This is a genomic window from Chitinophaga sp. (genome assembly GCF_036569125.1).
Taxonomy (GTDB): Bacteria; Bacteroidota; Bacteroidia; order Chitinophagales; family Chitinophagaceae; genus Chitinophaga.
In genome coordinates, this window is sequence record NZ_DATCRF010000530.1 from 1 (window position 1) to 4,963 (window position 4,963).

At 47.7% G+C, this 4,963-nt stretch carries 4 protein-coding genes; all 4 read right to left on the minus strand.

The genetic code is table 11. The features are described from left to right. On the minus strand, window positions 1–323 hold a 323-nt coding region (locus VIM87_RS19940; protein WP_331998702.1), incomplete at its 3' end, for an SDR family NAD(P)-dependent oxidoreductase. Between the two features lie 159 nt (window positions 324–482). Beyond that, window positions 483–2,897 (minus strand): discoidin domain-containing protein, encoded by a 2,415-nt coding sequence (locus VIM87_RS19945; RefSeq protein ID WP_331998703.1) that lies wholly within the window; start codon window positions 2,895–2,897, stop codon window positions 483–485. A gap of 550 nt (window positions 2,898–3,447) precedes the next feature. Next, on the minus strand, window positions 3,448–4,362 hold the full coding sequence (locus VIM87_RS19950) for an AraC family transcriptional regulator (RefSeq protein WP_331998704.1): 915 nt from the start codon (window positions 4,360–4,362) through the stop codon (window positions 3,448–3,450). Between the two features lie 19 nt (window positions 4,363–4,381). Beyond that, the coding region (locus tag VIM87_RS19955; RefSeq protein ID WP_331998705.1) for an NAD(P)-dependent alcohol dehydrogenase at window positions 4,382–4,963 on the minus strand (582 nt) is incomplete at its 5' end.

Consider the following 4,963-nt stretch of genomic DNA (forward strand, 5'->3'; position numbering starts at 1 on the left):
GCCAGGAACTGATCTGCAAAGGCATCGATCGTAACCGGATCCATAAGGTCCATTACTTCAATGCTCACCTGCGCTATGCCGGCCAGGTTCTTTGCCGCCTTGTTACGGTCGCGCGCAGGCACTATTACCTTAGCGCCGGCTGCTGCCAGCTTGCTTACTGTTTCAAGTCCTATGCCGGCATAACCGCCGGTTACAATGGCTGTTTTGCCGCTAAGGTCTATACCTTTCATTACATCTGTTGAAGTTGAAGTGGCTGTAAACCCTGAGCCTATTGGTTTTTGCAGGGCTCCGTTGTAGTTGCCTGCAGTAATTACCTGTTCCATAATTGTAGTATTTATTTTTACTGCAACAAAGGTAGCCCGGGCAGCATTTGGAGGTTTTGTTTTAAAGGCCTATTTCTTTTGTTTTAAGGACCAGTCTTGCCCAAAAAAAGGCCGCCTCAAAATTGAGACGGCCCGTTAACTTCAATAGAATAAGACAGCTTATTCTACCACCACTTTCTTACTGGTGTTGCCTAATGAAATAATATAAATGCCTTTAGGCCATTTGGAAATATCAATCTGCAGCTGGTTAGCATTGCCGCCAAGCCTTGACTGGTATACTTCACGGCCGGTGAGGCTGTAAACCTTTAATAAGGATTGTGCAGCAGCACCTTTATACTGTACGGTAAGGATGTTGGTTGCCGGGTTAGGAGAAACGCCTAAAGTAAATTGGGATTTATCCTGTGTACCATCTGTTACCGTGTTAGGCAGGGCAGCTGTTTTCCTGGCTGCGGCCAGTGCCGGTGCGGCGGTATACACCTCAAACTCCCAGATAGAATAACCGTAGGGCGTAGCTCTTTGCACACCCTGCATTCTTACATAACGTGCGTTAACAGCGGGGAAGCTAAGATCTTCCGTACCACCAACGCCGGCGGTTACTGTTTTCTGGGCAGCCCAGGTTACATTATCGGCAGAGGTTTCAATGCGGTAAGCAGTGGCATATGCATTCTCCCATTTCAGCACCACTCTTGAAACAGATTGTACACTACCCAGATCAACGGCTATCCATTCATTATCCGTATAGCCAGATGACCAGCGGGTGGTAGCAGCATCGCCATCAAAAGCTTTATAGGCTTCAAAACCGGCTTCTTCTACAGAAGATGCAGTAATGGTTTTGTTGAGCGCAATGTTATCAGTGGTTGTTGTGAAGCTGATCCAGTTAAGGTTAAATTCAGCATTATCCACCACAATGCGTAATACCCTGGTACCAGCGGTTAAAGCAGGTGTGGTTACGCTAACGGTTGACCAGGTTTGCCAGTCGCCGGTGTTGGGTATGGCAATGGCGCCAATGGTTTGCCCATCCAGCTCAACGTGGAATGATTTGCCGGCAGCATTAGTAGCAACCCGTGCCTGCAGGGTATACGTGCCTGCTGTAGCTACATTCACTGTATATTCAAACCATTCGCCTGCCTGTACATAACCCAGGTCATAACCACCTTCTGTGCAGGTTTCAACATCTACCGCTTCCGTAGTGCGGTACTGGCCGCCCTGGTTGGTGGGTGTTAGGTCATGATAAGCCACGCCTTCGCCGCCATTATCATAATTCTCTGCTTCTATTTTACCGGGAATGGCCCATTTGGTACCGCCATAAGGCGTTTGTGCAACAGCGGTTGCACCATATACTTCCAGCTCATAAATAGAAATGCCGTAAGTGGTAGCCCTTGTTACGCCAAAGATCCTTACATAACGGCCGCTGGCAGTTAAGCCGGTGTTGTCATTCACCAGGGAAGTATTGCCGGTAACGGATCTAACGCGGTCCCAGGTGCTGCCGTTCGTTGATACTTCAATACGGTAAGCGCTGGCATAAGCAGCCTCCCAGGTGATCTTCACGCGGTTAATATCATACACAGCGCCCAGATCCACAGATACCCATTGTGAATCGGCAAAAGTAGAAGACCAGCGGGTGCCGTAGCTGCCATCTGTAACGTTGGATGCTGCTACGCTGGTGGTGGTATTGGCCTCTGTAGTGGAAGCAGTGGCAGGTTTGCCGCTGGCCAGGTTCTGTGGCACAGGATTGTTGCCGCCACCCTGGCATACATTACCCAGGGTGCTGTAAATAGCATTGATATCGCCATACTCTGAGGCAATATCCCAGATCATGATACCAGCTGCAGTTGTTTTAGCCAGGTTGGCTTTGCGGATATGCTCAGCGCTGTTATTATCTGCACTGTAAAAAGGCACGCCCAGCATTCTTTTGTTCTGCGGTACGCCGCGTGAGGTCCAGTAAGCCATGGCACTGCTGGCCAGCGCGTCGCCACCGTAGCACATAATATTCACCAGGTCTAACATGGTTACGTTATCATAGTTGTTACCATTGTTACTGGCGCTTTCTGATACGGCTGCAGTGAACAGCTTACCCATGCTATGCAAACGATTGCCTAAAGGGACAGCCAAAGCGTTCCACCTTGCCTTTGTAGTGGGATATTCCCAGTCCAGGTCAATACCATCCAGGTTGTACTGCGTAACCAGGTTGGCGCAGGCATTTACCATGTTGTTGATGGCGGTTGCGTTAGTGGAGATGGTTTCAAAAGGCGTATTGCCGGGTGAAGAAGTTAACCAGCCGCCGATTGACAACAGTATTTTCACATTGGCTGCATGGCCGCGGGTTACCAGGTCACGCAGGGTGGAAGCGCCGTCCACACCGCCAATATTACCATCGTTACCGGGAATGGCAAATGCATAACAAATGTGTGTGTACTTGCTGTAATCAACCTTTGACGGTGAGTTAATGTAATAATTACCACCGGCTACCCAGGATGGATAATACCCTACTATGTTGTAGCAGGATACCTGTGCAAAGGTTGCTCCTGATAAAGTAAGGAGGGCAAAGAGAAAGAGTAGTTTAATTTTTTGCATGATGACATTGTTTTTTGTGAATGTTACGGTTCTGAGATGTATAAAGAAGAAGCTTTGATGATCGTACAGTGCAATAAACTTCCGGCGCCAACGGCGGAGCGTTGATGAATAATCACTAATCCCGGATGTGCAGTAATAAAGGAAGCGGCAGATCCCCGATGGGCATTATACATTACCCTATTGCCGGTCTTCCCCATTGATGAAATGCGGAGCCGTTAATAGATGACGTGGTTCATTAAGATACATGTAAATGCCCTGCGCAGCATGCTACTGTCCTAGTAGTTGCCCGGGATCCATACACTTTGGCTAATGCCGGTTTTTCACATTGGCTATTTTAAATGAAAGTTTAGGTTTTCAAAAAGTACAGGACATGATTTATGAGAGCAACAAATCCTATTTCGTACTAATTTATGGTTTTCATATTATAAAAATATACCTAATCCGGATGCTTTACAATACGACATATATCCTATAACAAGATCTCTTTACAAAAAGGGAAGCGGCTGTGGAGGCTTATTTTGCGGAACTGATTCAGGGCGTGGGGGTTATATTAATTAAATGATTGCCGGAACTCAACCGGGGATACGTTTGTTTTTTGCTTAAACAGCTTATTGAACGATTGCGGATGCTCAAAGCCAAGCTGGTACGCCACTTCCGCAACGGTGCTGTTACCGGTGCTAAGCATTTCCTTTGCTTTTTCGATGAGCTTACCGTGAATATGCTGCTGGGTGTTTTGGCCGGTGAGCTGCCGCAGCATATCACTTAAATAACCCGGTGATACATTGAGCTGCGCAGCCAGGCTTTTTACGGTTGGCAGGCCCTGCCCATTGGGGTTATTAAAGTGCGCATTCAGCAGCTGCTCCATTTTCTCCAGCAGGCTGCTGCCGGCATTTTTACGGGTAATGAACTGCCGGTTGTAAAAACGGTTACAGTAAGTTAACAGCAGCTCTATATGGGATACCATTACATCCTGGCTGAACTTATCAATGTTCAAACGGTATTCCTGCTGTATGCTGTCAAAGATGCCTTCAATAACCGCTTCTTCTTTCTGAGAAAGGTACAGCGCCTCATTAACGGCGTAATTGAAAAATTCAAAGCTCTTTATGTTTTTGCCCAACGCATAATTGCGTATAAAATCAGGATGGAACAGGATCATGCAGCCGGCACGGGGCCGGTCCGAAGGCACCTCCTCATAACACAGCTGGCCCGGTGCAATGAAGGTCATAACCCCTTCATCAAAATCATAATACTGCTGGCCATAACGCATTTTACCATTAAAGTCTTTCTTAATGGCCACCATGTAAAAACTAAAAATAAATCCGGTGCTATAGTCAATAGCATCCGTACTGAGATCACTAAACTGTACAATGCTCACCAGCGGATGCTCCGGCCCCGGAAGTCCCAGACCGCGGTGCAGCTCACTGATGGAATTGAGGATGGCCACCTGTTTATTTTCCTTTTTCATGTTATTAAAATTAGCGCAATTATTTTAACGTGGCCATATCTATTACAAAGCGGTAACGAACATCGCCTTTCAACATTCTTTCATAAGCTGTTTGAATGTCTTTAATATCTATAAGCTCAATATCAGACACAATATTGTTTTCAGCGCAGAAGTCCAGCATTTCCTGTGTTTCGGGCAGGCCGCCTGCGCCGGAGCCGGCTACAACCTTATTACCGGTGACCAGTGTAAAGGACGATAGCTGCCATGGCTGCACCGGCATCCCTACATTCATATACACGCCATTGGTTTTCAGCAAAGCCAGGTAGGGATTAATATCATGATCGGCAGCCACCGTATCAATGATATGCGTGAAAGAGCGCTGCGCTGCCTTCAGCTCCTCCTCATTTTTAGTAACCACAAAATGGTGGGCGCCCAGGGCTTTTGCCGCTTCCCTTTTACCGGCCGAGGTGCTGAGCACTGTAACCTCTGCACCAAATGCCAGCCCAAATTTCACTGCCATATGGCCCAGGCCTCCCAGGCCTACCACGGCCAGCTTGTGCCCCTTGCCTACCCCCCATTTGCGCAGGGGGGAATAGGTGGTGATGCCTGCACACAGCAAAGG